Raw genomic sequence first — 26,045 nt, 5'->3', positions numbered from 1 at the left:
TTAAAAAGAATATCATGAGCAACGACGCAGCACTGCACGGCCATTCTGAGGTAGCCCATTCTCATGAAGTGCATCATGGTGATGATCACGGTCATCATCATAAGGAAACGTTCATTACCAAGTACGTTTTCAGTCAGGACCATAAAATGATCGCTAAACAATTCCTGATCACAGGGATGGTATGGGCTATAATCGGAGGTCTGATGTCAGTATTGTTCCGTTTGCAACTGGGTTATCCCGATCAGTCATTTCCCTGGCTGGAGGATATCCTTGGCAGATGGGCGAAAGGTGGAAAGATCTCTCCGGAAAATTATTACGCACTGGTAACCATGCACGGAACCGTTCTCGTGTTCTTCGTACTGACCGGTGGCCTGAGCGGAACCTTCGCCAACTTCCTCATTCCATTGCAGATCGGTGCACGCGATATGGCTTCCCCGATGATGAACATGCTTTCTTACTGGTTCTTCTTCGGTGGCAGCATCGTAATGCTCTCCTCACTCTTCATCCAGACCGGTCCATTCTCCGGTGGCTGGACGGCTTATCCGCCATTGAGTGCGCTGGGGTCCGCTTCTCCAGGTTCCAAAACGGGTATGGACCTGTGGATCGTGGCCATGGCAATGTTCGTGGTATCATCACTGTTAGGTGGTCTGAACTACGTATCTACCGTACTGAACATGCGTACCAAGGGTATGAGCATGACCAAGATGCCACTCACCATGTGGGCGCTGTTCTTCACAGCCGTTCTGGGTATCCTGTCATTCCCCGTACTGCTGTCTGGTTTCATCCTGCTGTTGTTCGACCGTCACGGCGGCACCAGCTTCTATCTCTCTGATATCTTCATCACGGGTGTTGGCGCCCTCCCCAACGAAGGTGGTAGCGCTATCCTGTACCAGCACTTGTTCTGGTTCCTGGGGCACCCCGAAGTATATATCATCCTGTTACCAGCCATGGGTATCGCATCAGAGGTGCTCTCTGTGAATGCCCGCAAACCGATCTTCGGTTACATGGCGATGGTTGGCTCTATGTTCGCCATCACTATCCTGGCCTTCCTCGTGTGGGCGCACCATATGTTCGTAACAGGTCTGAATCCTTTCCTCGGTTCCGTGTTCGTACTGCTGACGCTCCTGATTGCGGTTCCTTCCGCCATCAAAGTGTTCAACTGGCTCACCACCATCTGGAAAGCGAATATCCGCTTCACACCAGCCATGCTCTTTGCCATCGGCTTTGTGAGCCTCTTCATCTCCGGTGGTCTGACCGGTATCTTCCTCGGTAACTCTACCCTGGATATCCACCTCCACGATACTTATTTCGTGATCGCGCACTTCCACATTGTAATGGGTGTGTCTGCCTTCTTCGGAATGTTCGCGGGTGTATACCACTGGTTCCCGAAAATGTATGGCCGTTTCCTGAACAACACCATGGCCTACATCCACTTCTGGATCACCCTGATCGGCGCTTACCTGATCTTCTGGCCTATGCACTACGAAGGTCTTGCAGGTATGCCACGCCGTTACCTCGATTACAGCATCTGGGAATCTTTCAAACAGTTCTCAGACCTGAATAAATTCATCTCTACTGTTGCGATCGTTGTATTTGCCGTACAGCTGATGTTCATCTTCAACTTCTTCTATTCTATTTTCAAAGGAAGAAAGGTGACCGTTCAGAACCCATGGGGCGCTACAACCCTCGAATGGACTGCTCCGATCCGTCCTGGTCACGGTAACTGGCCTGGTGAGATCCCTGAAGTTCACCGCTGGGCATATGATTACAGCAAGGATGGAAGAGATTTCATTCCTCAGACCGAGCCTATCGGCCCGGATGAGAGCAAGCACTAAGCAACAAATGATTACCGGATGAAACAGCTCATCCGGTGATCAGTAAAATATCATAACAGATGACGACGCAGGACACCGTGAAGCAACACAGCTCTTTATCAATCGGCGGCAAAGTGCGTGACTACATGGCGCTGATCAAGTTCAGCCTGAGCTTCATGGTAGTGTTCTCTTCTGTGATCAGTTATTTACTGGCTGTTTATCAGTGGTATTGGGCTGGCGCTTTTGAACTGTTCATTGCAGGCATGCTGATCACAGGCAGCGCCAACGCAGTGAACCAGGTAGTGGAGAAGGATACGGATACCCTGATGAAACGTACGGCCTCCAGACCGGTAGCTTCCGGCCGTATGACACCTGCCGAAGGATGGGCTTTTGCCATCATCACGCTGGTGATCGGATTGGGAATGCTGGTTTTGCTCTTTAACGTATTGTCGGCCGCCGTGGCCCTGGTAAGCTGGTTTATTTATGCCTTCATGTACACGCCCCTGAAAAAGGTCAGCTCTATGGCTGTTTTGCTGGGTGCGGTGCCTGGTGCGCTCCCCTGCCTGATCGGCTGGGCAGCAGGCGCAAATAACCTGGCGGTTGGCGGATGGGTATTGTTCGCCATACAGTTCTTCTGGCAGTTTCCGCATTTCTGGGCTATCGCCTGGCTTTCGCATAAGGATTACAGTACTGCCGGATTCAAACTGTTGCCATCCACCGAAGGCCCTGGTAAGTTCTCTGCCATCCAGTCCATTGTATACTCACTGGTACTGATCCCGATCGGCATATTACCTTACCTGACCGGAATCAGCGGCATTGCGAGCCTTTGGATCATATTCGCTGCCAATCTTTTTATGTTGTGGCAAAGTATCAGGCTGTACCGTGAGATGGAAGCTAAAGCAGCGAGAAGAGTGATGTTCAGCAGCTATATTTACCTGCCGATAGTTTTCCTGGCTATGCTGGCAGACAAACTATAAAGAAAACAGACAATGGAGATGGTGAGTTCGCAGAGACAGAAAGTACATCCCCACAAGTTCACCTTGTGGATTGCTATAGGCAGTATCATTATGATGTTCGCCGGTTTGACCAGTGCATACATTGTGAAGGGTAGCTTACCCGGATGGTCAACCGTGGAAATGCCGCAGATCTTTTATTATTCAACCGGTGTAATGCTGCTCAGCAGCTTCACCATGCAGCTGGCCCTGAAATCATTCAAGGAGCGCAAGATGAACCTGTACCGCAGACTGCTGACGCTTACAGCGATCCTCGGAATCGTATTCATCGTAATGCAGGTGATCGGTTTTCAGCAGCTGGCCGAAACAGGTGTGTTCCTCAGCGGAGGCACGGGGGCCGGACAGTTCTTATATGTGATTTTCGGATTGCATGCCGTGCACGTGCTGGGTGGCGCTATCGCCCTCCTGGTCATGTTCTTCAAGGCATTCAGCCGCAAATTCAGGAACTACAATACAGTACCGGTGGAAGTGATCAGCACCTACTGGCATTTTGTAGATGTCCTCTGGATCTACCTGTTCATATTTTTCCTGATCAAACGTTAACTGAAACCAAGCTATCATTTAAAATTTCTAATACAGTAACATGGCACAAACAGCAGTAGCAGGTAAACAAAGATGGTGGGATGGAGGGAAGAGTCCCTTCAACGTGGAGTATGGAAAGTTGATGATGTGGTACTTCTTAATGAGTGACGCATTTACCTTCGGTGCATTCCTGATCTCTTACGGAACCGTTCGCTTTGCAAGCAACGGCTGGCCTGACCCTAATGAGGTGTTCTCCTCTGTTCCTTTCATGGGACATGCACATATGCCACTGGTATTCGTGAGTATCATGACCTTCATCCTCATTGCCTCTTCCGTTACCATGGTACTGGCAGTAGGCGAAGGACATGCCAACAATAGAAAAGGTGTAATGAAATATATGATCCTGACCATCATCGGCGGTCTGATGTTCCTGGGCTGTCAGGCATGGGAATGGCATCACCTTCATGAGCAGGGTGCATGGTGGGGCAGGAATCCTTTCAATAACTTTGACGGAAGCCCTGCTTCTACTAACTTCACCAACTTCTTCTTTACCATCACCGGCTTCCACGGTTTCCACGTATTGTCCGGTGTAGTGATCAATATCATCATGCTGATCATGACCTGGAAAGGAGTATTCGACAGGAAAGGACATTACCTGATGATTGAGAAAGCCGGTCTGTACTGGCACTTTGTGGACCTGGTTTGGGTATTCGTATTCACCTGTTTCTACCTGTTCTAAACAACATTGACAATTACAACTGTAAAAAGATATTTATGGAAACTTTTGAAAGCGTAAAGCATTCACACGCAGAGGGAGACGGACACGGATTTGACAGAGCAGCCATCTGGCGTACATTCTGGATCCTGCTGGTGATCACTGTAGTGGAACTGATTGTGGGTATGTTCATCGCCCCTCACTTTCATAGCCTGAAACTCTGGTTCAACGTATTGTATATCATCTTCACCCTCGCGAAAGCGTTTTATATCATTGCCGAGTTCATGCACCTTGGTCATGAGATCAAAAACCTGGTGATGACCATTGCCATACCTGCATTGCTCTTCATCTGGTTCATCACTGCCTTCCTCTGGGATGGTAACTCTTACAAGAACCTGAAGAACACGTACGATCCGTATTCACTGGAGCGCACTACCACACCGGTGAAGCAGACTGCACCAGCTCACGGTCATGAAGCTGAAAAGCCAGGCGCGGTTCATTAAGAAAAACAGAAAGTAATTCCGATAAAACGGGCGTGCCTTTTCCAGGTACGCCCGTTTGCTTTTGCAGGGTGTGCCCAGTCGCTCGCCGGAGGCGGGCAAATATTGGTCACTCCCGGGGACGCGAGCGACTGATCCCCGATGGAATGCAACCCTCCATCAGTGTAAATTAAATCCCCTCAAACCTGCATCGCATCGCTTACTGTGGTAACTTTGCGCAACTAAATACATCAAGGTGAGTCAGAAAGCCCTCTTAGCACTGTGTGTTGCCCTCCTGCTGCCTGTAGCCAGCTACTTTCTGGTGAAAACCATCAGCCAGGACTCCCTGGCGATGCCCCGTCACTATTATTTCGACGACACAAAGGATACCATCATCAAAGGCAAACTGGTGCAGGATACTATCTGGCACCAGGTTGACAATTTTGAACTGACCAACCAGCTCGGTAAAACCGTTACGATGAACGAGCTCCGTGGCCGCATCGTGATCGCCAATTTCTTTTTCACCCGCTGTCCGAGCATCTGCCCCGGCCTCACCCGGAATATGAAAACCATCCAGGATGGCCTCAAACTCAAAGATATCACCAAACGAATCGATACCACTTTCGTTCAGCTGCTTTCTTTCAGTGTGGATCCTGAGCGTGACTCAGTGCCCGTGCTGAAAAAATATGCAGACCGCTACAACGTGAACCATGATATCTGGTGGATGGTCACCGGTCCCAAGAAAACGATCTACGATTACGCACTCAATGAGCTCAAGCTCGGCCTGCAGGATGGTGGTACCGTTGATTCTGCCTTCATCCATACCGAGAAGTTTGTGATGATAGACAAAAGAGGTGTAGTGCGCGGCTATTACAATGGTCTTGACAGTGCTTCACTGGCAACCCTGGCGGAAGACCTTACGCTGCTGATGCTGGAAAAAGACAAACAGGAATCATCCCCTGTTCTGGCGAAGCTGCTCGGCCTGTGGCCCGTGTACCTGATTGCAATAGCCCTGCTGGCTGTATTCCTCCGCGTTACCCGCAAACAGAATAATAAAACAAACGCCTGATCATATGCTGCCACCTGTTTTACAGAAGAACGATAAAAAAGCACGAGCACTCATCCTGGTATTTTCATTTGTAGTGTTTGCCGCAGTAGTACTATTGACCAGGGTAAAGCTGGATGTGGACCTTGGCTTCGATCCCCACGTATTTGCCACCGCCAATGCGGTTATCAATTTCATTGTTACCATTCTGCTGATCGCAGGCTTTGTTACTGTAAAGAAAGGAAACTACCAGTTGCACAAGAAGATCATGATGACAGCCATGGTGCTGTCTGTACTCTTTCTGGTATCCTATATTTCACATCACCTTTTTGCCGGAGAAACAAAGTTCGGGGATCTGAACCACGATGGACTTATATCTGATGAAGAGAAAGCAGCCGGCGGATCTCTTCGTATGATCTATTACGTTATACTGATCACACATATTCCCCTGGCTGGCATCATTCTTCCTTTTATTCTCTTTACTGCCTACCGCGCCATGATCGCGGAATGGCCGAAACATAAGAAACTGGCACGCATCACCTGGCCTATCTGGTTATATGTTGCCATCACCGGTGTGCTGGTGTATCTTCTGATCAGCCCCTATTATTAACAGCAAACAGTTTGTATGTCAAATGCCGCCGGGGTGATCCGTCAACTGAAACTGCAGCACAGTCTGTTTACTGTTGTGTTGCTGCTTGGTATCGCCGGATCGATCATTTATGCCCTTACTGCTACAATTCCCGCCAATGAAAGCCTGGAAAGGAACGGTTCGCTGGCGGTGGTGGTTATTGCCGCAGGCCTGGTGATTGGTGGATTCAACCTGTTCAGAAGAAAGATGATGGCGGCCAGGAACAGCCAGGAGCCTGCGCCTGTGCGTACAGGCATATATGCAAAAGCCTGTCTGCTATGGTGGATAATGATCTATATGCCGGCATTGATCTCACTCGGGCTTTTCATCTGTACGGCCTACTATTCCTTCCTTGCCCTGGCCATTATGCTTTGGCTGATATTGTTGCTGTTCATGCCGCGCAAAGCAAATATTGCGATGCTCCTTCGCCTGACAGAGCAAGACCTTTAGTACCCGATACATAATTCTCTTCAAGCTGCAATGGGAAAAAACACTTAAAATCCCGTTTTTTTTCCCGCTGTTTTCTATTTCATTCATTCTAGTTTTGTTGCCGCTATCAGGAAAGATTATATTTAGCCGGTAAAACATAAACCTGTTCTATGCATTCCCGTATTGCGATTTTTGTGGTTATGATCTTGATAAGCCTGGGCTCGGTAGCACAGGAAGGCACTGGCACTATTGACAAGATCACCAGTTTTCCTACCCGTTTCCTGGACAAGCTGAATAAGAAATCAGCGGAGATGGAAGAGAAGCTGATCGCCAGCTCAGAGAAGGCATTGCAACGAATGAAAAAGCAGGAGAAGAAGCTTAAAAAGAAAATGGCGCGCAAGGACTCAGCCGCTGCTGAGCAGGCGTTTGGTGATGTGGAAGCACGTTATAATCAGTTGCAGGCAAAGTTGAAGGAGCCGTTGAAAATGGGAAAAGCAGGACAGTATCTGCCACATATGGATACCTTGAATACCTCCCTGAACTTTCTTACAAAGAACAAAGAGTTGCTTCCGGGTGGGGAGGAAACGATGGGTAAAGTAAAAGATGCCCTCAAATCCGTAAATGGCCTGGAAGGGAAGCTGGATCAGGCAACTGATGTGAAAAAATATCTGCGGGAACGCCGGCAAATGCTGAAGGATCAACTGAACCGTTTCGGGCTCACCAAAGAGCTGAAAAAATACAATCAGCAGGTGTATTACTACGGCGAACAGATCAATTCCTACAAAGCCATGCTGGAAGACCCTTCCAAACTGGAACAAAAGGCACTGGAGCTGGTGAAACAAATTCCTGCCTTCCAGGATTTTTTCAAGAATAATTCTGCCCTTGCCAGTCTCTTCCGGTTGCCGGACAACTATGGCAGCAGCGCCAGTCTCGCCGGACTGCAGACCCGCAGCAGTGTTCAGTCCCTGATACAGGACAGGATCGCCTCTGCAGGTCCCAATGCAACGGCCATGCTGCAACAGAATGTGCAGGCGGCCCAGGCACAGCTGGGTAAGCTCAAGGATAAACTCAATGCACTAGGTGGAGGAGGGGGCAGTGAGGAAGATCTGCCCGACTTCAAACCGAATAACCAGAAAACAAAATCATTCCTGCAAAGACTGGAATATGGGACGAACCTGCAAAGCCAGCGTTCCAGCAATTACTTTCCCACCACTACTGATCTCGGTCTGTCTGTAGGGTATAAACTGAGTGATAAAAGTGTGATTGGTGTGGGAGCCAGCTATAAAGTAGGCTGGGGACAGGATATCCGGAATATTAATGTCACAAACCAGGGTGTGGGATTCCGTTCATTTGCTGACTACAAAATGAAAGGAAGTTTCTTTGCCTCCGGTGGATTTGAATACAATTATCAGCAGCCATTCTCTTTCATTTCCGATGTAAAGGATCTGGACAGCTGGCAGCAAAGCGGCCTGGTAGGTGTCAGCAAGATCATTTCTCTGAAAAGTAAAATGTTCAAGAAAACCAAAATGCAACTGCTCTGGGATTTTCTGAGCTACCAGCAGCGTCCGCAAACCCAGCCACTGAAATTCAGGGTTGGCTATAATTTCTAAGCTCCTTCCTTCTTACTACCATTCTTATTTAAACCAGTTTTACACAATAACAGGCTAGCTACAGCTATACCCTGCACCGATCCCGCATTTATTAAATGTAAACATATCCCTATGCGCGATTGTCAGATCATTTTTACGTATCAGGATGCTATGGGTGATTTCCATATTGAATCACTGCGTGCATCAAAAGCCGGGACCTGCTATTGTATCGAGAGTATACCCCTGTTTACGCCGAGCATCTCAAAAGGGGATATCGTATGTGCCTCCGAACGGGATGGCCACCTTCATTACGATATGACGCTGGATCTCTCAGGCAACAGCACCATACAGGTCTCCTTCAGTGATGAAAAAGATGTAGAGGCTGCGCTGGATGAGCTGCAGCAATTCGGTTGCAGCTGGGAGGTCAGCGCCAACAGGTGGGTGTTAGGTGTTCATATACCCGCTGATGTACAATATTCACTGGTGCAGCATTTCTTCGAAAAAGGAGAGGAGGAATCAAAGTGGACCTATAAGGAGGCAGCTTTAGCGCATTATTGATGGTTTACCCACAGTGTAAGATTTTGCCTGTACTCATCAGGCTTTTCTCAAGGTTAAGGCTCTGTGCAGTAGTCTATGATTTCGTTAGGAATTAGTTAAGACGGCTGAAGTGTAGACAATTTGCCTTAATTTGCGGCGTTTTTACCCGTATCGCCCCAAATCTGAAGCAATGCAAAATACATACCAGGCAAGGAACTGCCCAAAAGGGAAATTGAAGACAGGAAGAATGGCCACACTCGTTGTTCTGTTGGTTATTACCGGTTTTACCGCAGTGGGACAATCCCGGTTTCCTATCAAAGGGATGTACCTCCAGTGGGGCTATAACACAGAATGGTATACCAAAAGCGATATCCATTTCAAAGGATCTGTAAATGGTGTGCCGCACGACTTTACCGCTTACAGTGTCCGCGGCGTTGACCAGAACGATATGGACGCTATCTGGAAGAAACCCATCGAGATCTCAGTACCACAATACAATTACCGTATCGGCTTCTACCTCAACAAAGAGAAAACCAAAGCCATCGAGATCAACTTCGATCATACCAAATACATCGTCAGCGATAACCAGCGCCTCCATGTGAAAGGCACTATCGGAGATAAATATATTGATCAGGATACCCTGGTTACCCGCGACGGGCTTTTCCATTTTGAGCATACCAACGGCGCCAACTTCTACCATATCAATTATGTGCAGTTCTGGCCGCTCAATAAAACCAACCGTAAAGCTGGCTACTTTGTACCGATGTTAAAACTGGGTGCAGGTTTCATGATCCCTAAAACAGATGTGACCATGTTTGGTAAGCGCCTGGATAATAAATTCCACCTGGCTGGTTATATGGCCAGTGTTGAAGGTGGTGTCAAATATTATATCAGCCGTAATTTCTTCTTTGAAGTGACCGGAAAAACCGGGTATGCCAAATACACCAATGCGCTTACGGTGGATGGCGGTAAGGCAACACACGCTTTCGGTTATTTAGAAGCGATAGCAACTATCGGTTACGATATCAACTGGTAGAACTAATCACCCAGGTCCATAGGATCCCAGAAAAGTTTATTGAAGTCAACAACTTTGTCTTCTTTCACTTTGATTCCTTCCCGTTCCAGCAATTCCTGCATATGGGTGGGTGTGGCAAAGTGATGCTTTCCGCTTAACATACCATTCCTGTTTACCACACGGTGTGCCGGCACTTTGGGTTTTGCGCCACCGGCCAGGTTCATGGCCCATCCTACCATTCTTGAGCTTGATTTAGCGCCCAGGCTGGCTGCAATGGCGCCGTAAGAAGTTACGCGGCCCTTGGGGATCTGCCTCGCTACATCGAACACCTGTTCAAAAAAGGTCTGGTCCTTATAACCCGAGGGAGTGACTGATTTCAGTTTTTCTGTTGGAGGAATATTCTTTCGTGCAGCTTTACTGCCTGCGGATGAAGCGTCACGCAAACTTTTAGCACCGGCCTTCGCTGGCTTTTTAGCGCCGGCTTTGGAAAGCTTTGAGCCAGCGCTTTTCTTTGATGCGGCAACTGGTCTTTTGCCGTCTGCGCCCGTTGAGGGTTTTGCAGGTTTCCTGCTGCTTTTGAAAGCAGCTGGTTTAGCTGTTGTTCGTTTGGCCATGATCGTTACGTTTTTGAAGCAACTCGGTACGGCGGGGTTCGCGGACGTTTATGTAATCATAGGGACAATGCTTGCAGCCATTCCCGCAACACCTGCCTCGTTCCAGATGGAATTTAGCAGTAAGCACCATATAGCCATCTTCATTGAAATAAAAATCAACGCCTTCTATCAAGTTCTTCTTCACGGAGCATGTCTTTAAGTGCTGCATCTTTATCGGGAAGCGGTGTACCAGGCAACCTGAAGCTCAGGTAATGGATTCTGTTACTGCCGGCAATATCCAGGCTTTCATAATGGGTCTTGATCTTCAGTTCATCACTGATGCCTTCCTCTCCCGCTGAATAAACATCATCCTTATCTTCCAGGACCTCCAGTTCATACAGGTCTGTCACCCATTTTGAAAAACGATATAAAGCAGGAGAATCTGTTTTCAGGTGAATGATGCCGCCTGGTTTCAGCAATTGCTGATAGAGGCGAAGAAACTTCGGATGTGTAAGGCGCTTCTTTGCTTTGGAAGTACGGAGTTGCGGATCAGGAAATGTGATCCAGATCTCGCTCACTTCGCCGGGCTGAAAATGCATCGCTATCCGGTCTATCTGCGTACGCAGGAAACCCACATTGGTCAGGTTCTCTTTCAGCGCTTTTTTTGCGCCAACCCAAATGCGGTTCCCTTTCATGTCCACTCCAATGAAATTCCTTTCAGCGTGCAGTCGTCCCAGCCCAAGGGCATATTCACCTTTACCGCAGGCAAGCTCAAGGGTGATCGGATGAGCATTATGGAAGAACTCTCCCCATTTTCCGGCCATATCTTCAGGATTCTGCAATACGTTCGGAAAGGTGAGCAATTCCGCAAAGCGATGTAGTTTTTTCTGTCCCATTATGAGTGCAAATGTAGGTCAAACAATTGTGTTTAAAACATTCCAAAACAGGCCCCTGCTGACTCCTGCTCAGCCAATCTGCAGGCATGGGCGCAGATGCCAGTGCAATGGACAATCGCAGAATTCTTCAGCATCGGCGGGTGATTGTCACATTAAATCCTAACTTAGGTCTTTCAACAAAGGGAAACGCTTTTCATTGACCGATTTTTCACTACCCAATACCGACCCTGAGCTGCTGCAGAGATTTGCCCGTGGCGACCAGCAGGCCTTCGCTGCAATTTATGGGCAGTATCATTCCCTTATTTACAATTACCTCCTCAAATTCACAAAGGATTCCACACTGGCAGAAGATCTCCTGCATGATATCTTCCTCAAAATATGGGATGCCAGGGAACGTGTGGACATCAAGGTATCATTCACTGCCTATCTCTATGGCCTGGCCAGGAACACAGTGATCACGCAGCTGAACCGGATGAACCTTTACGATGCGATCCGCGGCGAGATCATGAAAGATGCAGAACTGGAGCTTCATCCAAGACATCTCATGAATAAAGTAGAAGCCAGAGAGTATGAAGAGCTGCTGCAAAAAGCAATCGATAACCTGCCGCCTCAGCGACGGGAAGCCTTTATCCTTTGCAGGCAACAGGGAAAATCTTACGAGGAAGCCGCCACTATCATGAATATTTCAAGAAATACATTGAAACAGCATTTATCCTTATCGGTAAAGTCTATCAAGGAGTATTTACTGGAGCATGGCAACATTTCTTTATTGCTGTTGCTGGCTTTTTTCAGTTAAATCTTTTTTCCCGTCCACCCTTTTTTAAATCTCGTTAGTCTTTATTATATGGGTTCTCAAAATAAACAGGAAATAGAACTGCTTTGGAAGTTTATCAACGGTACAATTACCGAACCCGAAAGCCATGCATTATCTGCATATCTGAAAACTTCTGAAATTGAGCAGGATCCTGAGTTTGAGGCCGTGCTCCGGAAAGTTTACCTGAATGCTGCGGATGCACCCGCGATGTCTGATGAAGCATCCAGACGTGTGTTGCAGCGTTTGATGGGATCTGTTCAGCAACAACTGAAAGACAGATATCCGGCAGTGGACACTCCTGTTCATCGCGTGCATTTCCTGCGTCAGGCCTGGTTCAGGTATGCTTCAGCTGCCGTGCTGGTAATCACCTTTTCCATCTTTGCCTGGATGATCCTCAAACCGGCAGATCAGCAACAAACCAGCTCCAGCACTACCACACCTGCAAATACTATTTCATCAGGGACCGATAAAGCCATACTTCAACTGGCAGACGGTAAAAAGATCCTGCTCGACAGTACCGCAGGGCAGATCATTCATGATGGCAATCTGAATGTGAACAATCGTGCAGGTAAACTGAACTATGAGGGTACAAGCACCAAAGTGGAATGGCATACACTTAGCACGCCTCGCGGCGGACAATACAATCTCCGCTTACCCGATGGCACGGAAGTATGGCTGAATGCCGCCTCTTCCATTACATTCCCCAATAACTTTACGGGCACTGACAGACAGGTTAAGATTTCCGGAGAAGTGTATTTTGAAGTGGCACAACAAAAGAACCAGCCATTCAAAGTTGATGTAAATGGAAAGGCAGCTGTTGAAGTCCTGGGCACACACTTCAATGTCAATGCATATACAGACGAACCATATATGGCAACAACTTTGACCGAGGGTGCCGTTAAAATTACCGACCGGCAGCAATCAGTAGTTCTTTCCCCGGGTCAGCAGGCAAGGATCAACACAAAGGGCATGAAGGTGTTGAAAAATGCGGATGCAGACCTGGCCCTTGCCTGGAAGAATGGATTGTTCCGTTTTGAGGAAGCATCCATCGAAGAAGTGTTGAGACAGTTTGCGCGCTGGTACGATGTGGAGATAGTGATGGAACAAAATGATCCGGATATTTTGTTCAGCGGTGAAGTGAACCGGAACCTTACACTAGTGCAGGCTCTGACCGTACTGGAAAAAATGGGCGTCCATTTTTCCCTGGAAGGCAGGCGCCTGACTGTTAAGCCTTAGACTGCGTTTAAACTTTTCCTTAAAATTTATTGCCGTACATCATCAATGCTGAAAAGCAAACAGAATCGTATTGCCATGAATGTATCTGTTCACATTCCCAAAACCAAAGCTATGCAATGTTCCCAAACCTGGCCTGCTGCCAGTAGTAAAACTCCGCCAATATTGCCGCAACGGCGGATATTGAAAATATTGTTATCGATACTGCTGATAGCTATTATTCACATACCCATTTCCGTTAGTGCACAATCCATCACTTACAGTGGTAAGAATGTGTCACTGCAGAAATTGTTCAAGGAAATAAAAAAGCAGACAAAATATGTGGTGGTATTCAATCCGAAGCTGCTGGACAGCACGGTAACCACTACCGTTAATGTTAAGAATCAACCGCTGGAAGAATTCCTGCGCACCATCCTCAGCAAAACGGATTTTACTTACAGCATGGTAGGAAACACTATCGTGGTGTCTAAAAAGAATAGTACATCATTAAATGGCGATCAGCGGTCAACCCCCATGATCGTTCTGCTGCCGCGGGATATTTCAGGTAATGTATATGACAGCAGGACAAATCAGCCACTCGCTTTTGTGAGTATCCTGGTTGCGGGTGCTGCAAGAGGAACGCAAACCAATGAACGTGGCGCTTTCACACTGAAAAATGTTGAAGCAGAAGATAAGATCACTTTCACTTTCATCGGATATGAGTCCGTTACATTGAGATCGGCAGACCTGGAATCAAATATTTCAGTGCGCATGAAACTGGCTACCAGTGAGCTAGACAGGGCTGTAGTAAAAGCATATGGTGTAACCAGTAAAAGACTGAGCACGGGCAGCATTGCCAAGGTAACTGCTGAAGAGATCGAGCGGCAGCCTGTAATGAATCCCCTGCTGGCATTGCAGGGAAGAGTACCCGGACTGGTGATGACGCCTACTGCGGGCAACTCCAGCTCTCCTGTTAAGATTGAGATCAGGGGCAGAAATGCCATCGACCCCAATCAGATCACAGACCCGCTCTATGTTGTGGATGGCATCCCTATCAACCAGGTGAACCTGCAGGGGGCAATACAGGATGGCGTTTCCTATGGCATTGAACAGGCTGGTCCTGCCATGCTTAAAGGCCAGAGCCCGCTCTTTGGGTTAAATCCGAGAGATATCGAAAGTATTGAGGTATTGAAAGATGCTGATGCAACAGCCATCTATGGTTCCAGGGCCGCCAACGGCGTGGTATTGATCAACACCAAAAAGGGAAGGCCCGGCAAAACGAAAGTGGATATCACCTACCAGGATGGTCTGGTGATACCATCACGCCATGTAAAAATGCTGAGCACAAAGGACTATCTGGCAATCCGCAGGGAGGCTTTCAAAAATGACGGTATCTATTCCCTTTCCCCGGAAGCGGCTCCGGATCTGTTATTATGGGACAGTACCCGCCAGACCGACTGGCAAAAGGAAATACTGGGAACAGGCAGGTCCAACATGGCTTCCGTGGGATTATCCGGTGGAGATGCACGGAATACATTTCGCCTGAACGCCTCCTATAACAAACAGGTGGACCTGATGGCCAGTTCCGGAGGTACACAGCGCGGGTCATTCGCTTTCAATTTCAGGCACCGCAGTCCGGATGAAAAGCTGACGATGGAAGCGATCATGAATTACGCCACCACAAAAGTGGATGCGGTTAATTATGGTTTCGATATCTATAACCTGCCACCCAACGCACCACCGATCTACAATAAAGATGGCAAACTCAATTTCGAGGGCTGGAGAATGGGGACCGGAGTACTGCAGAAATTTGTGTTCGGTTATCTCCTGCAACCAATGCTTTCAAAATCCAACCAGTTCAACGGAAATATCAATATTGGTTATGAGCTGCTGCCTGGCCTTAGCGTAAACATGTCGGCTGGTGTGGGTACTGCCCTTAATAACAACCAACGCCTTGTGCCGATAGTATCACTCGATCCGCTTAGCTTTCCACTGGGTGACGCCATGTTCGGCAACACCAAAAGCACCAACATTGTTTTAGATCCCCGCATTTCATATACCACTATGATCGGCAGAGGAAGATTGACTGCTCAGCTGATGGGCAATTACCAGTATTCCACTGTACGCGGATTGACCAACTGGGGCATGGGCTATACCAATGATAATATGCTCCATAGTATCAACAATGCGCCTTTCAAGATTACCATTGAGAATTACGGAGAGAATAAATTCGTTTCACTGCGTACAACATTGAACTACAACTGGGATAATAAATACCTCGTTAACCTCAGCGGAGCGCGCGATGGCTCATCCCGCTTTGCACCTGGCAAACAGTTCGGCCATTTCGGATCGGCAGGCCTCGGCTGGATCGCCTCAGAAGAAACTTTCATGCGCAAGCTATTGCCGGAATGGTTCAGCTTTCTGAAATTCAACGGCAGTTATGGCGTTACCGGTTCAGACATGGGGCAGGATTATCGCTATCTCTCACGCTGGAGTGTAACGGACCCTGCCGCCTACCAGATGCCTGTATGGTCCTACGGAGGCATTCAGAGTTATGTGCCTACACAGGCCGTGAACGATAAATACCACTGGCAATCCAACAGACAGCTGAACCTGGCCACCACACTGGGCTTCCTGAAAGACAGGCTGACCCTCAGTGTTGATTATTACGTGAAAGAAACCAATAACCAGCTTACAGAAATTCCCACCGCAATCATAACCGGTTTCCCATCAGTGATCGGGAATTGGGGAGCTCAGGTCCGCAACTCAGGATTGGAAGCAACTTTGGCGGTGAAAGTAATTGAGAAAAAAGATCTGAACGTTAATCTCGGATTCAATATTTCCGCCAACCGCAATAAACTGGTTTCTTACCCGGGCATCGAGAACTCTCCATACGCTACCCGCTACAAAGTGGGCAAATCACTTACAACGGAATATCTCCTGCACCTGTTGGGAGTGGATCCGCTAACTGGTGAATACGCATTCAAGGATTACAATAATGATGGTGTTGCCAGGATCAACCTGAATACAATACCCGGTACAGGTGATGATGACCGTTATATAGAGCGCGACCGTAACCCAATTCTCCTGGGAGCTTTCATGCCAACTGTATATTATAAGAATTTCAGCCTCTTCCTAACGTTTCAATTCAAGAAGCAGTATGGATACAATGCTTTGAATGGAGTTGTTGTAGGAAGAATGATGAATATGTTCCTTCCGGATGATCTGATCAAAAATCACTGGCAGAAGCCTGGCGACAATAGTTATTATCAGCGCTACACTACAGCAGGCGGTTCCAATATCAATACTTCCGATGGCTCGTTTACCGACGCATCTTTTATGCGCCTGACCAATGCTTCCGTCAGCTACTCATTTTCTGAAAAGCTGCTGAAGAAAGCGGGTATGAAAGGTTGTGTTATTTCCGTGAATGCTCAGAACCTGTTTGTGCTGTCACGGTACAAAGGACTCGATCCGGAGATGCAAAGCCTGTCTAACGTTCCTAATCCCAGGCTGATCACCAGCAATATTACCATCAACTTCTAAATCAAGCGTTATGCGCTATCTACATACAATTACCAAAACATTGCTGCCGGTCTTTATTCTGGCAATATCCAGCACCTCCTGTAAAAAAATGCTGGAAATAGATCCGCCACTGGACACTATTTCCACTGTGCAGATCTTCAGTTCAGATGCACATGCTGAAGGCGCTCTTGCGGGAGTTTATTCGAGAATGGTCAATGGAGAAGGAATGCAATCTTTCATTGACGTTCCTTACAAAGCATACGCCAGCGGTCTTTCAACCCTGCTTGGAGGGTTGAGCTCAGATGAAATGACGCAGGTATCCGGTGTGTCTAATTTCCGGGCAATACAGGAAAATAAAATAATGCTGACCACCAGTCTTGGTACTGCCGAAGTATGGAGCAGTGCGTATAAGATCGTCTATGGTGCCAATGCTGTGATTGAAGGTATTGCCGGTTCCACGTCAAAAGACCTGCGCGACAGTACCCGTAAACAGTTGATCGCAGAAGCAAAATTTCTGAGGGCCTTCAGCTTTTTCTATCTCACCAATTTTTTCGGAGATGTGCCATTAGTGCTTACAGTGGATTTCAACCAGACCTGGAATATGGCGCGCACTCCGCAACGGCTGGTGTATGACCAGATCATCAACGATCTGAAAGATGCGCAAGCGGCATTACCCACCGGATATACCGTAGGCGGTGGGGAAAGGATCAGACCCAACAAATGGGCGGCCACTGCCATGCTTGCGAGGGTGTACCTGTTTACCGGGGAATATGAGAATGCTATGAAAGCTGCCACGGATGTAATTGATCAGCATATCATATTTGAACTGGAGCCTGACCTCAATAACGTATTCAGCTACCAGAGCAGGGAAGCGATCTGGCAGTTGAAACAAACTCAGGAAAATGCCACGCTGAGAAATGCAACACCCGAAGGCTACTGTATCAACCCGTTAGTGCCATTCAAGCATCCGGCAGGAGCCCGCATCACTCCTGAGTTGCTGAGTGCTTTTGAAGGTGGAGATAAGAGATATGATCTGTGGTTAGACAGTACAGACAACACCGGCTACAACCCTTCAGCACCGCCTAATTACACATGGTATCCCACCAAGTACAAAACAGGCCAGTCCAATGCTATGTTTGGCGTGCCCGGAGAATATTATATGGCCCTTCGACTTGCTGAGCAATATCTCATCAGGGCGGAAGCCAATGCGCTCGGTGCTTCCGGTGGCGCCTCTGCAGCTGTGGATGATCTCAATGTCATCCGGGGCAGGGCAGGCATTGACCTTTTGCCGAAAACTCTTACACCGGATCAGCTTAAAGCGGCTATTGCCAAAGAACGCCAGACAGAATTGTTTGCAGAGTGGGGCCATCGCTGGTTTGATCTCAAGCGAACAGGAAAAGCAACCGAAGTATTGTCGCAGGTGGGATACAAACAACCCTGGGAGGGAGACTATCAACTGGTGTACCCTATCCCGGTGAATGAGTTGCAGAACAATAACAGGCTGACCCAGAATATCGGTTACAGGTAAACGTAATATTCATACTCAAATGACTTCTATGTTCAGATCTAAATATGTATTGGCTGCAGCGGTATTATTGATGTGTACCACCATGGTTTCCTGCAAAAAGGATGAACCGTTGGAGGGGACTGCCTCACTAACTATCGTAAACATGATGCGGGGCACCAATACCATTATCGCAAATTTCAGCGGAACGGAGCCCATTGCTTATTATGGCGCCCCCTTCCTTTATTTCAACACATTCACATTTTATCAGAACAGGTTCAATTCGCAAAGCGGCACTCAAACCATCGGTTTCTTCAGTATGCCTGATACTACTGATAAGAGCCAGCCAGTACTGATCAAAACTGTAGATCTGCCGGTGGCTTCTATCAGTTCACTTTTCCTGATTGGCAGCCGTACTGAGCCTGATGCCCTCTTCCTCAAAGATGATGTTCCCTATTTTCCAGTTACCGATAGCTCAGGCGGATTCCGGTTTGTGAATGTGCTGGCCAATAGCGGCGCGGTGAGTGTGAATATCAAAGGGGATGCGGCAGGTTCCCTGGTGTCTTCAATTGCCTACAAAGAAGCATCCGCCTTTATAAAACTCCCGGTAAAGCCCGGTATCGACAGTTACGAGTTTGAATTCCGCGAAGCAGGCACAGGAACGCTGATCAGGTCGTATATAACTCCGTTCCTGAACCTCTTCCAGCCTGACCAGGTAAATGGATGGATCTGGAGAAGCAATACCATGGCCCTTTCCGGCGAAAAGAACGGAACAGGTGTCAATGCGCCTGCCGTTGTGCGGGTCAATAGTTTCTAACGTAAATATATATACGCTTATAACGACTATCGTTTTCTTTCCATAAAAAATATTATGAGTACCATTCTTAAAATTGAAGGGCTGAGTCATAAGTACAGCAGCTCCTGGGCGGTCCGTGACATAAATCTCGAGATCAACCAGACGGGGGTAGTGGGTCTGCTTGGCTCCAATGGAGCCGGTAAGTCCACCATGATGAATATTCTCTGCGGGGTGTTGAACCAAACAGAAGGTAATGTATTCATAAACGGCATCGATCTCCGCAGGAATCCGCTGGAAGCAAAGCAGTACATCGGGTTTCTGCCTCAGCAGCCTCCGGTGCATATGGACCTTACCGTAGATGAATACCTCAGCTTTACGGCAGAATTGCGCCAGATACCAGACAACAAAATAAAAGCGGCTGTTGGCGAAGCCAAAGAGAGATGTGGCATCGCGCATTTCAGCACCCGGCTGATCCGCAACCTGTCCGGCGGTTATCGTCAAAGGGTTGGTATTGCACAGGCTATCATTCACAAACCCAAACTGGTGGTGATGGATGAGCCCACTACCGGACTGGATCCCAACCAGCTGATTGAAGCGCGTAAGCTGATCCGGGAGATAGCCACGGAGCATACAGTGTTATTGTCTTCACATATTCTTTCAGAGATCCACCTCCTCTGCAGGGAGATCATCATGATCGAAGCCGGACGTATCATTTTCTCCGATACGATGGATGCATTCAACAACTACGCGCAGCCGCAGAGCATATTGCTGCGCCTGGAGAATATGCCACCTATTGAAGAACTAATGCAGGTGAAAGGGGCCACCAGGGCGGAATACCTCAGCGATAAACAGGTGCGCGTTTATTTTGATGAAGACGATGCTTTCGCGGAAAGACTTGCAGACGCCTGCGTTCATAAGGGATGGAGGCTTCGTGAAATGCAGGTCGACAAAACCCTGCTCGATGATATTTTCAAACAATTATCCAATCAATCCCACCAATAAGACGATCAGCCATGAAGATGATTTTCAAAATAGCTAAAACAGAGCTTCGTAACCTCTTTTATTCTCCGGTTGCCTGGTTTCTCTGCATAGCATTCCTGGTGCAGTGCGCATTCTTTTTCGTGAATGCAATGGAGCCGATCGCCAAATTCCAGGATATGATGCTCAAATACTCTGGTGGGCAGTTCAAGAACTTCCAGGGTTCTATTACACGAGGTGTGTTCCTGAACGAAATGGGAATCTTTGTGAACTCGCTGCAAAATCTCTACCTGTTTGTGCCCCTGCTTACCATGGGGATTGTCAGTAGAGAAATCACCAATGGAACGATCAGGCTATTGTATTCTTCTCCCGTGAGATCAAGGGATATTGTGCTTGGGAAATACCTGGCCATCATAGCATTCAATACTATCCTGGTATTAGTGATCGCACTGTTTGTGTGTATCGGTATCGCCGGGATCAAAAATGCTGAATATGCCATGTTGTGGTCGGCTATCCTCGGGTTCTTCTTGCTGGTTTGTACCTATACTGCCATCGGTATGTTCATGTCTTCGCTCACCACTTACCAGATCATTTCTGCACTGGGTACTTTCATGTTGCTCTTTTTGCTTGGCTTTGTAGGTAAGCTCTGGCAGGAATATGATTTTGTACGGGACCTGACTTATTTCCTGTCAATCAAAGGAAGGACCGCCAATATGATGGTGGGACTGATCAACACCAATGACCTGATCTACTTCCTGGTTATTATCTGCATGTTTGTGGCTTTCACTTATCTGAAAGTTCAGGGAGCAAGGGAGAGCAAACCCTGGTGGCTGAAAACAGGAAAATACCTGGCTGTAATTGCCTGCGGCCTGATAATAGGATATATCGGTTCAAGACCTACCCTCATTGGCTACTGGGATACAACCCGGGCCCAGGTGAATACCCTTCATGTAAAAACACAGAAGGTGGTGAAGGAACTGGGCGATGATCCCATTGAAGTAACACTTTACTGCAACTTTTTCGGCCGCGGATTTGATTATGGCTTGCCACAATCACGCAACAATTACCTGGCGGCACTTTGGTCGAAATACATACGTTTCAAACCACAGTTCAAGTTCAACTATGTATACTACTATGATACCATGGACGGCGATAGTTCCCTGTACAAGAGTTTTCCGGGAAAGAATATCCATGAAATAGCTGACCTCATGGCGGATGCCAGGAACCTGGATGTGAAGATGTTCAAGAAACCTGAAGAGATCCGAAAGATGGTAGACCTCTCCCCCGAAGGAAAACGGATGGTGATGAAAATTGAATATAAAGGCAAATCCACGTTTCTCCGTACCTACGATGATGCGATGGTTTGGCCAGACGAACCCGAAGTGGCGGCAGGTTTTAAACGATTGATGTTGCCTGAAATGCCACAGCTGCTTTATTCTACAGGACATTACGAGCGCTCGATAGTAAAATCCGGGGAACGTGAATATGGTTCACATACAGTTTCCAGGGGATCCCGCATCTCCCTTGTTAATAATGGCTTTGACATAGATACCATTGCCATCGGGGAGAAAGAGATCCCGGAAAATACAGCAACACTGGTGCTGGCCGATCCCAAGACAGCACTCAGCGATACCGTACAGAAAAGGATTGCCAGCTATATCAGCAAGGGCGGTAATATGCTGATCCTTGGCGAGCCGGAAAAGGCCGCAGTGATCAATCCTGTTCTTCGTCAGTTGGGAGTGGAAATGATGCCAGGTAAACTGGTACAATTGTCAAAGGACAATACTCCTGATATGGTGGTCAGTTATTTCAACTGGGCGGGAGCAAACATGGCTGATGCATATTCTTCTTATCTCAAAAGAACTGACGGCGACACCATGGGACAGATCACCAAAGGAGTGGCTCCGCTGAAGTGGTCAGATAGCGGTTCATTTACCATCGAACCCATCCTGGTTACTTTTAAAGGAATGGCCTGGTGCAAGGCAGGAAACCTGGTGATCGATTCCGCCGCACCGGTTTTCACTCCTTCCGAAGGAGATTACAAAGTTGATTCTTTTGTAACCGGGTTGAAACTCACACGCAAGATCAATGGGAAAGAACAGCGGATCGTTATCACCAGCGATGCAGACTGGCTCAGCCCTATCCGGATGACCAATAGTGATCCCTTTCAGATGGTTTACAGCTGGCTTGCTTATAACGAGTTTCCTCTCTTTGTGTGGTGGGAAAAACCCGAAGACGCCCGCCTTGATTTTACACACCCGAATGTAATGGTGTTTAAAACAGCCTTACTCTATATATTACCTGCCTTACTGCTGATCGGCGGCACTGTATTGCTGATCCGCCGTAAAAGACAATAAAATGAATGGAGATGAAACTACATACAGACGAACAAACCATCGATGACCTGCGGATCTTCAGCAAACGCGATGTTGCGGGTATCTATGATATCTATAATCATACCCATACACATGGAGGCGAAAACCTGTTGCAGGAAATGTTTCGCAATCCCTTATCCGATGTACAGGCCATCAACAACAGAAGCAGCCTGATCAGCCGCTTTGCCAGCCTTGATCTCGTTTTCCCGTTCAATGCTTCCCTGTTCGACATGGCAGAGAAGTACCTGGCCCACCCCGGCAATCAGCCGGGGCAGGGCGGTCAGGGACAACTGAGTGAAAAGGATGTGCAGAACGGGGTCCGCGCTGTTACTGAATTGATACAGCTTGTAAAGGAGTTCATAGATAAGCCGGCAGTGAAAGCTATTGAAGCGTATAGCCATGAACGTAACCTGATAGCTGAACTGCTGGCTGATCCTGCACTGGAGCCAGCCATGCGGGAAAACCTGAAGAGCAAATTGTCTTATTCCGCTGTAGCAGCCTATGATCTCCTGTTCCGCACCCGCGAGCGCAACCGGATCGAAAAACTGCTGGGGTATCTCTATAGCCTCGATGTATACCTTTCAATAGGTAAAGTGGCCAACAGCCGGAATTTCATTTTTCCGGTAGCGCTTGAAAAAGGGAAGGCCCGGCTTCTCCTGAAAGGTGTATACCATCCTGCAGTTCAGAATGCCATCACCAATGACATTACGATGGACAGCAAACAGGGCGTTATCTTTCTTACCGGCGCCAATATGGCTGGCAAGAGCACATTCCTGCGATCGTTGAGCACTGCGGTTTTCCTGGCGCATATGGGATTTCCGGTAGCTGCTGAAAAAATGGAATTTTCGGTTATGGATGGCATTTATACCACCATCAACCTGCCGGATAACCTCGGCATCGGCGCCAGCCATTTTTATGCTGAAGTATTGCGGGTGAAGAAAGTAGCGGCAGAACTGAAATCAGGAAAATCGCTCTTCATAGTATTTGATGAGCTGTTCAGGGGAACCAATGTGAAAGATGCACATGAGGCCACAGTAGCGGTTACCAAAGCTTTCGCTTCGAGACTAAACAGTCTTTTCATCATCTCCTCACATATTGTGGAAGCAGGCGAAGACCTGGAGCGGCAGCCCAACGCAGGTTTTCTGTACCTGCCCACGCGTATGAATGGTCATGTTCCGGAATATACCTACAAACTGGAGCGTGGCATCACGGAAGACAGGCATGGTATGATCATTATCCGCAATGAAGGCATTCTGGATATTTTAGAAAAAGGGAAGAAGAGAGCTGTTTAAATAAACAATAATACAAATCATGAGTTTCAATATCGACAGGCAGACGCTGGATGAACTGAACCTGCTCGGCAAGTTCCGTCAGGGTTCTGTGTATCACCTGTTCAACCAGGTGAAAACCAGAGGAGGCGAGCAATTGCTTGATGAGATGTTCCGCTCGCCACTGGAAAATGCGGAAGCCATCAACCAGCGCAGCAGCATCTTTCTTTATTTCCAGCAGGCAGGCTTTCGCTTTCCTTTTGATGTGCAGCAGATCAGCCTGATGCGTGAATACCTGGATGCAGGCTCGGGTAAATCGGCAATGACAGCCCTTGCAGGAACATTCATCAAAAAAATGCTGGCCAGCTTAACCCGCGATGAACGTTTTAAAAAGATCGTACAGGGCTTGCAGGCCACTATCGTTACTCTCGGTAAATGTTATGCGTTTGTAGAGCGGGAAAAAGAAAGCGGACCATTTGCTGCCAGCATGCGGGAGGTGTTTGGTATTTTATCCGAGCCTGCCCTGAACAAACTGCTGAACATCGATATATATAAAGACCTGCCGGTTCAGACACTGGCGCAATATGATTACCTGCTCAAAAGCAGGTATTCGGCCAGCATGGAAACCGTTCTGCGTTTCATTTATGAAGTGGATGTTTACATAGCAGTGAGCGAAGTGGCGGTAAAAAAGGGCTTTACGTATGCACAGGCGTTACCGGCTGTTAAGAACCTGCTGACTGCAACCGGCCTTCGTCATCCCTGCATCGACAAGGCCATTGGAAATAATCTGCAGATGAAGGAAGGCAGCAACGTGCTGTTCCTGACCGGGGCCAATATGGCCGGAAAATCCACGCTGATGAAATCCATCGGCATCGGGCTTTACCTGGCGCATATGGGATTTCCGGTGGCAGCGGAAAGTATGCAGTTTTCCGTGCGGGAAGGACTGTACACTTCCATCAATGTGGCGGATAATATCAGCCTGGGGTATAGCCATTTTTATGCAGAAGTGGTACGGGTGAAGCAGGCTGCTGAAGCGGCGGCCAGTGGCAAAAGGCTGATGCTGATGTTTGATGAGCTGTTCAAGGGTACCAATGTGAAAGACGCTTACGACGGCACGTTGGCGGTAACAGAGTCTTTTGCAGACTACCAGGATTGTCTGTTTATCGTTTCCACCCATATCATTGAAGTGGGCGAAGCCTTAAAAGGGAAGGCCAATATTCGTTTTGTGTACATGCCTACCATAATGGACGGGGTGGTACCGAGGTATACCTACAGGCTGGCTGAGGGGATCACGGAGGACAGGCAGGGGATGATGATCATCCGGAATGAAGGCATCCTGGAGATGATCCAGGCGTAGTAAGATACAAATGCCATAAAATAAGAAAACCCTTCCGGCCTCCGGAAGGGTTTTGCTGTAGAGGGAGGACTCGAACCTCCACGGGGCAGTTAGCAATAGCGCAACCTGCGGTGGTCAACCCCAGTCGAACCAGCGTGAACCAGTCCGGCATTACACTACGTTTATCCTGTGACCCCCACCCCCGAGACAAGAGGGCATGTCTGCCAAGATTCCATCACTCCACAGTATCTGTCGTTTTGTTAAGAACTAATTACAATGCAATATTAAAGAAAACGGGCAATTCCTTGAAGATTTTCCAACAAAAATTTTGAAAGTTTCGAGATTATATAAATATTTGCACCGTTAGTTTGAAAATTAGAAAAAACTGATTGCAAAATGGGAGCTAAATTGAATCTTGACAAACTGGACCTTCAGATCATCCATGAGATGATAGATAATGCGGAGATTTCGTATGCAGATCTGGGTAAGAAATTATTTGTATCAGGAGGTACTATCCACGTCCGTATCAAAAAACTCCAGGAAGCAGGTATAGTTAAAGGTACTAAATTAAACGTGGACATGAAGCAGCTGGGCTATGATGTGATTGCCTTCATAGGCATTTACCTGGAAAAGAGCTCGCTGTACGATTCCGTGGCCATCGCTCTTCAGAAGATCCCCGAGATCATCCGGCTTAATTATACCACGGGTAACTATAGCATGTTTGCCGAGATCATCTGTAAAGATATCAACCAGTTGAGGGCGGTATTGCACGATGAACTGCAGAAGATCAAGGGTATTGAAAGAACTGAGACCTTTATTTCGCTGGAAGAGTCGTTCAGCCGTAATGTTCAGGTATATACACCGTAGATTCAGAAATATTTGTTTTCAAGCTCTGGAATAAATATTATTTTTAGCTAAGGATCGTTATTGAAAGACCCTAATCATCTTATATGAAAAAATTGTTG

Annotated in this window: 24 protein-coding genes; 21 read left to right on the top strand and 3 right to left on the bottom strand. The window is 47.6% G+C overall.

The genetic code is table 11. The features are described from left to right. Positions 1–14 precede the first annotated feature (14 nt). The 11 genes from ACTHMC_RS26780 (at position 15) to ACTHMC_RS26730 (ending at position 9,807) form a co-directional block, all read left to right on the top strand. Positions 15–1,835 carry a cytochrome c oxidase subunit I gene (locus ACTHMC_RS26780; RefSeq protein ID WP_440418027.1) on the top strand — a complete coding sequence of 607 codons (1,821 nt, stop codon included), beginning with the start codon at positions 15–17 and terminating at the stop codon, positions 1,833–1,835. 59 nt (positions 1,836–1,894) lie between these two features. After that, positions 1,895–2,791 (top strand): heme o synthase, encoded by an 897-nt coding sequence (gene cyoE, locus ACTHMC_RS26775; RefSeq protein WP_440418025.1) that lies wholly within the window; start codon positions 1,895–1,897, stop codon positions 2,789–2,791. 18 nt (positions 2,792–2,809) lie between these two features. After that, positions 2,810–3,370, top strand: a complete 561-nt coding sequence (locus ACTHMC_RS26770) for a cytochrome c oxidase subunit 3 (protein ID WP_440418023.1) — start codon at positions 2,810–2,812, stop codon at positions 3,368–3,370. 40 nt (positions 3,371–3,410) lie between these two features. After that, a complete protein-coding gene (locus tag ACTHMC_RS26765; protein ID WP_440418022.1) occupies positions 3,411–4,088 on the top strand; it encodes a cytochrome c oxidase subunit 3 in 678 nt (225 codons plus the stop codon). 35 nt (positions 4,089–4,123) lie between these two features. Then, entirely contained in the window at positions 4,124–4,567 is a 444-nt protein-coding gene (locus ACTHMC_RS26760) for a cytochrome C oxidase subunit IV family protein (protein ID WP_440418020.1), read from the top strand. A gap of 232 nt (positions 4,568–4,799) precedes the next feature. Next, positions 4,800–5,612, top strand: a complete 813-nt coding sequence (locus ACTHMC_RS26755) for an SCO family protein (protein ID WP_440418018.1) — start codon at positions 4,800–4,802, stop codon at positions 5,610–5,612. A gap of 4 nt (positions 5,613–5,616) precedes the next feature. Beyond that, a complete protein-coding gene (locus ACTHMC_RS26750) occupies positions 5,617–6,198 on the top strand; it encodes a DUF420 domain-containing protein (RefSeq protein ID WP_440418016.1) in 582 nt (193 codons plus the stop codon). 15 nt (positions 6,199–6,213) lie between these two features. Further along, entirely contained in the window at positions 6,214–6,666 is a 453-nt protein-coding gene (locus tag ACTHMC_RS26745; protein WP_440418014.1) for a hypothetical protein, read from the top strand. A 179-nt stretch (positions 6,667–6,845) separates the two neighbouring features. Next, positions 6,846–8,255, top strand: a complete 1,410-nt coding sequence (locus tag ACTHMC_RS26740; protein WP_440418012.1) for a hypothetical protein — start codon at positions 6,846–6,848, stop codon at positions 8,253–8,255. A gap of 111 nt (positions 8,256–8,366) precedes the next feature. Further along, on the top strand, positions 8,367–8,792 hold the full coding sequence (locus ACTHMC_RS26735) for a DUF4265 domain-containing protein (protein WP_440418011.1): 426 nt from the start codon (positions 8,367–8,369) through the stop codon (positions 8,790–8,792). A gap of 169 nt (positions 8,793–8,961) precedes the next feature. Next, positions 8,962–9,807: a hypothetical protein gene (locus tag ACTHMC_RS26730; RefSeq protein ID WP_440418009.1), complete on the top strand. Its 846-nt coding sequence runs from the start codon at positions 8,962–8,964 to the stop codon at positions 9,805–9,807. Positions 9,808–9,809: 2 nt separating this feature from the next. On the opposite strand, the gene ACTHMC_RS26725 is transcribed toward ACTHMC_RS26730, so the two are convergent. Genes ACTHMC_RS26725 through trmB form a run of 3 tightly spaced genes read right to left on the bottom strand, consistent with a single transcriptional unit; the run spans position 9,810 to position 11,275 of the window. Next, entirely contained in the window at positions 9,810–10,400 is a 591-nt protein-coding gene (locus tag ACTHMC_RS26725) for an MGMT family protein (RefSeq protein WP_440418007.1), read from the bottom strand. Next, positions 10,378–10,530, bottom strand: coding sequence for a DUF5522 domain-containing protein (locus tag ACTHMC_RS26720; RefSeq protein WP_440418094.1), 153 nt, complete (start codon positions 10,528–10,530; stop codon positions 10,378–10,380). The genes ACTHMC_RS26725 and ACTHMC_RS26720 overlap by 23 nt, the downstream gene beginning before the upstream one ends. A 25-nt stretch (positions 10,531–10,555) precedes the next feature. Continuing rightward, positions 10,556–11,275, bottom strand: coding sequence for a tRNA (guanosine(46)-N7)-methyltransferase TrmB (gene trmB / locus ACTHMC_RS26715; RefSeq protein ID WP_440418006.1), 720 nt, complete (start codon positions 11,273–11,275; stop codon positions 10,556–10,558). Between the two features lie 196 nt (positions 11,276–11,471). Between trmB and ACTHMC_RS26710 the strand changes: the two genes are divergently transcribed. The 10 genes from ACTHMC_RS26710 (at position 11,472) to ACTHMC_RS26665 (ending at position 25,947) form a co-directional block, all read left to right on the top strand. Beyond that, positions 11,472–12,071 carry an RNA polymerase sigma factor gene (locus tag ACTHMC_RS26710; RefSeq protein ID WP_440418005.1) on the top strand — a complete coding sequence of 200 codons (600 nt, stop codon included), beginning with the start codon at positions 11,472–11,474 and terminating at the stop codon, positions 12,069–12,071. 48 nt (positions 12,072–12,119) lie between these two features. Next, positions 12,120–13,325 carry a FecR family protein gene (locus tag ACTHMC_RS26705; RefSeq protein ID WP_440418004.1) on the top strand — a complete coding sequence of 402 codons (1,206 nt, stop codon included), beginning with the start codon at positions 12,120–12,122 and terminating at the stop codon, positions 13,323–13,325. A gap of 111 nt (positions 13,326–13,436) precedes the next feature. Continuing rightward, entirely contained in the window at positions 13,437–16,844 is a 3,408-nt protein-coding gene (locus tag ACTHMC_RS26700) for a SusC/RagA family TonB-linked outer membrane protein (protein ID WP_440418002.1), read from the top strand. Positions 16,845–16,854: 10 nt separating this feature from the next. Beyond that, positions 16,855–18,351 carry a RagB/SusD family nutrient uptake outer membrane protein gene (locus ACTHMC_RS26695; RefSeq protein ID WP_440418000.1) on the top strand — a complete coding sequence of 499 codons (1,497 nt, stop codon included), beginning with the start codon at positions 16,855–16,857 and terminating at the stop codon, positions 18,349–18,351. Positions 18,352–18,379: 28 nt separating this feature from the next. Continuing rightward, complete coding sequence (locus ACTHMC_RS26690; RefSeq protein ID WP_440417998.1) at positions 18,380–19,144, top strand: hypothetical protein; 765 nt, start codon at positions 18,380–18,382, stop codon at positions 19,142–19,144. Positions 19,145–19,198: 54 nt separating this feature from the next. After that, the gene (locus tag ACTHMC_RS26685; RefSeq protein WP_440417997.1) at positions 19,199–20,125 is read left to right on the top strand and encodes an ABC transporter ATP-binding protein; all 927 of its coding nucleotides are present in this window, start codon (positions 19,199–19,201) and stop codon (positions 20,123–20,125) included. 11 nt (positions 20,126–20,136) lie between these two features. Then, entirely contained in the window at positions 20,137–22,458 is a 2,322-nt protein-coding gene (locus ACTHMC_RS26680) for a Gldg family protein (RefSeq protein WP_440417996.1), read from the top strand. An 11-nt stretch (positions 22,459–22,469) separates the two neighbouring features. Next, positions 22,470–23,768 (top strand): MutS-related protein, encoded by a 1,299-nt coding sequence (locus ACTHMC_RS26675; protein ID WP_440417994.1) that lies wholly within the window; start codon positions 22,470–22,472, stop codon positions 23,766–23,768. A gap of 19 nt (positions 23,769–23,787) precedes the next feature. After that, entirely contained in the window at positions 23,788–25,101 is a 1,314-nt protein-coding gene (locus ACTHMC_RS26670) for a MutS-related protein (RefSeq protein ID WP_440417992.1), read from the top strand. A 375-nt stretch (positions 25,102–25,476) separates the two neighbouring features. Next, positions 25,477–25,947, top strand: coding sequence for an Lrp/AsnC ligand binding domain-containing protein (locus ACTHMC_RS26665; RefSeq protein ID WP_440417991.1), 471 nt, complete (start codon positions 25,477–25,479; stop codon positions 25,945–25,947). Positions 25,948–26,045: the final 98 nt, after the last annotated feature.

The organism is Pseudobacter sp. (assembly GCF_051955275.1).
Taxonomy (GTDB): domain Bacteria; phylum Bacteroidota; class Bacteroidia; order Chitinophagales; family Chitinophagaceae; genus Pseudobacter.
The sequence above is the reverse complement of the archived record's forward strand: the minus strand, read 5'-3'. Positions and strand labels throughout refer to the sequence as shown.

Excerpts from the sequence above, each read along its gene's own strand:
- ACTHMC_RS26780 (WP_440418027.1), top strand. The coding sequence starts at position 15 with ATGAGCAACGACGCAGCACTGCACGGCCATTCTGAGGTAGCCCATTCT.
- cyoE (WP_440418025.1), top strand. The coding sequence starts at position 1,895 with ATGACGACGCAGGACACCGTGAAGCAACACAGCTCTTTATCAATCGGC.
- ACTHMC_RS26770 (WP_440418023.1), top strand. The coding sequence starts at position 2,810 with ATGGTGAGTTCGCAGAGACAGAAAGTACATCCCCACAAGTTCACCTTG.
- ACTHMC_RS26765 (WP_440418022.1), top strand. The coding sequence starts at position 3,411 with ATGGCACAAACAGCAGTAGCAGGTAAACAAAGATGGTGGGATGGAGGG.
- ACTHMC_RS26760 (WP_440418020.1), top strand. The coding sequence starts at position 4,124 with ATGGAAACTTTTGAAAGCGTAAAGCATTCACACGCAGAGGGAGACGGA.
- ACTHMC_RS26750 (WP_440418016.1), top strand. The coding sequence starts at position 5,617 with ATGCTGCCACCTGTTTTACAGAAGAACGATAAAAAAGCACGAGCACTC.
- ACTHMC_RS26745 (WP_440418014.1), top strand. The coding sequence starts at position 6,214 with ATGTCAAATGCCGCCGGGGTGATCCGTCAACTGAAACTGCAGCACAGT.
- ACTHMC_RS26740 (WP_440418012.1), top strand. The coding sequence starts at position 6,846 with ATGATCTTGATAAGCCTGGGCTCGGTAGCACAGGAAGGCACTGGCACT.
- ACTHMC_RS26735 (WP_440418011.1), top strand. The coding sequence starts at position 8,367 with ATGCGCGATTGTCAGATCATTTTTACGTATCAGGATGCTATGGGTGAT.
- ACTHMC_RS26730 (WP_440418009.1), top strand. The coding sequence starts at position 8,962 with ATGCAAAATACATACCAGGCAAGGAACTGCCCAAAAGGGAAATTGAAG.
- ACTHMC_RS26725 (WP_440418007.1), bottom strand. The coding sequence starts at position 10,400 with ATGGCCAAACGAACAACAGCTAAACCAGCTGCTTTCAAAAGCAGCAGG.
- ACTHMC_RS26720 (WP_440418094.1), bottom strand. The coding sequence starts at position 10,530 with ATGGTGCTTACTGCTAAATTCCATCTGGAACGAGGCAGGTGTTGCGGG.
- trmB (WP_440418006.1), bottom strand. The coding sequence starts at position 11,275 with ATGGGACAGAAAAAACTACATCGCTTTGCGGAATTGCTCACCTTTCCG.
- ACTHMC_RS26705 (WP_440418004.1), top strand. The coding sequence starts at position 12,120 with ATGGGTTCTCAAAATAAACAGGAAATAGAACTGCTTTGGAAGTTTATC.
- ACTHMC_RS26700 (WP_440418002.1), top strand. The coding sequence starts at position 13,437 with ATGCAATGTTCCCAAACCTGGCCTGCTGCCAGTAGTAAAACTCCGCCA.
- ACTHMC_RS26695 (WP_440418000.1), top strand. The coding sequence starts at position 16,855 with ATGCGCTATCTACATACAATTACCAAAACATTGCTGCCGGTCTTTATT.
- ACTHMC_RS26690 (WP_440417998.1), top strand. The coding sequence starts at position 18,380 with ATGTTCAGATCTAAATATGTATTGGCTGCAGCGGTATTATTGATGTGT.
- ACTHMC_RS26685 (WP_440417997.1), top strand. The coding sequence starts at position 19,199 with ATGAGTACCATTCTTAAAATTGAAGGGCTGAGTCATAAGTACAGCAGC.
- ACTHMC_RS26680 (WP_440417996.1), top strand. The coding sequence starts at position 20,137 with ATGAAGATGATTTTCAAAATAGCTAAAACAGAGCTTCGTAACCTCTTT.
- ACTHMC_RS26675 (WP_440417994.1), top strand. The coding sequence starts at position 22,470 with ATGAAACTACATACAGACGAACAAACCATCGATGACCTGCGGATCTTC.
- ACTHMC_RS26670 (WP_440417992.1), top strand. The coding sequence starts at position 23,788 with ATGAGTTTCAATATCGACAGGCAGACGCTGGATGAACTGAACCTGCTC.
- ACTHMC_RS26665 (WP_440417991.1), top strand. The coding sequence starts at position 25,477 with ATGGGAGCTAAATTGAATCTTGACAAACTGGACCTTCAGATCATCCAT.